General features: G+C 62.3%; 2 protein-coding genes. Both read left to right on the top strand.

The genetic code is table 11. From position 1 onward, the window contains the following. On the top strand, positions 1-600 hold a 600-nt coding region (locus B059_RS0118330; protein WP_018079677.1), incomplete at its 5' end, for a methyl-accepting chemotaxis protein. Positions 601-794: 194 nt separating this feature from the next. Continuing rightward, positions 795-1,756: MCP four helix bundle domain-containing protein (locus B059_RS21720; RefSeq protein WP_211206945.1), on the top strand; the 962-nt coding region annotated here is incomplete at its 3' end.

The raw sequence follows: 1,756 nt of genomic DNA, 5'->3' as shown, positions 1-1,756 counted from the left end.
ACCAACATTCTTGCCTTGAACGCGGCGGTCGAAGCCGCGCGGGCGGGCGAGCAGGGGCGCGGCTTTGCCGTCGTCGCCTCTGAGGTGAGGAACCTCGCCCAGCGCAGCGCTGGCGCTGCCAAGGAGATCAAGACCCTGATCCAGGACTCGGTGGAGCAGGTCGAGGCAGGCAGCAGGCTGGTCGACGAGACCGGGGAAGCGATGGACGACATCGTGACCTCGGTTGAACTGGTGGCCGACATCATGGGCGGGATTGCCGCGGCGAGCCAGGAGCAGAGCGCCGGTATCGAGCAGGTCAACCAGGCTGTCGGTCAGATGGACGAGATGACGCAGCAGAACGCCGCCCTGGTGGAACAGGCGGCGGCGGCGGCCGAGAGTCTGCGGGAGCAGGCGGCCAGGCTGGCCGAGGCGGTGAGCGTGTTCAAGCTGGAGGATGGCATGCACGACGGCGTACGGTCCGAGCTTCCGGTGTTAAAGCAGGCGATGACGGCGAAGCCGGCTGCCCGCAAGGCCGGCAAGCCGGTACCGACGCCGCTTCTTGCCCGGCCGAAGAAGCTGGCCGTTGCCGGCGGCGGCAACGACGAATGGGAAGAGTTATGAAACCGGGACCTTCCGTAATTATTCAGCCCTTCAGGAGCAAATATCATGAAACTTAGCCAGAAACCCCCGCTCGCCTTCGTGGCGGCTCTTCCGCTGCCATCGCTGGCGGCCCGCCTGTGAGCTACTGATTTTTATACATCAAGGAGAAAGAAATGAACCACACCAAGGGCGCACGCATGAAAGTCGCCACTGCCATGGGGCTGGGCTTTGCGCTGGTCATCTTGCTGGGATTGGCCATCGCCATCATTGCTCGTGTCCAGCTGGAGCGGGCCAGCAGCGAAGCAAAACAGCTGGTCGATGATCGCATGGCCAAGGTGGTGTGGACCCGTACCATTCAGACCAATCTGAATTTACAGGCACGTGCCGTGCGAGATATTGCCCTGGCCAACGACGAAGACGTGAAGCAGGCCGAAAAGAAACACATCGGCGAGTTGCGCGCCGAAACCGGCGCCATGTTCAAAAAGCTGGAAGAAACAATGAATACGGAGGAGGGCGCCCGGATACTCAAAAGCGCGCTCGCAGCCCGCAATGCCTACAACACCGCCATGAACCGGGCGATTGAAACCGGCCTTGCCGGTGACATGGAAGGGGCGCGCACGGTTTTGAGCGGCGAGGGCCGCCAGGCCCAGAGTGCACTCGCACAGCCTCTGGAGGATCTGGTCAAACTGCAAGTGGGCTTGATGCATGAATCAGCCAAACGTGTGCAGGATCTCGCGGCCACCACCAGCCTGCTGATGCTGGTGATTGCCGCTGTCGCCGTTGTCGCAGGTGCCGCAATTGCCTGGTTCCTGACCCGCTCCCTCGCCCGCCAGCTGGGTGGCGAACCTGGCTATGCCTCCGTCGTGGCGCGTGAAATCGCCGCTGGCAACCTGGCCGTGGAAGTCAATATCAAAGCCGGCGATAAAACCAGCCTGCTGGCCAATATGCGAGACATGCGCGACAGCCTGGTGACGGTCGTCTCTCAGGTTCGTACTGGCACCGATGCCGTGGCGACGGCGTCGAGCCAGATCGCTGCCGGCAACATCGATCTCTCGTCGCGCACCGAAGAACAGGCATCGAGTCTGGAAGAGACGGCGAGTTCGATGGAAGAGCTGACCAGCACCGTCAGGCAGAACGCCGAGAATGCGCGCCAGGCCAACCAGCTTGTTGTTTCCAC

Source organism: Thiobacillus denitrificans DSM 12475, assembly GCF_000376425.1.
Taxonomy (GTDB): Bacteria; Pseudomonadota; Gammaproteobacteria; order Burkholderiales; family Thiobacillaceae; genus Thiobacillus; species Thiobacillus denitrificans.
This window is presented reverse-complemented; position numbering and strand designations above follow the sequence as displayed.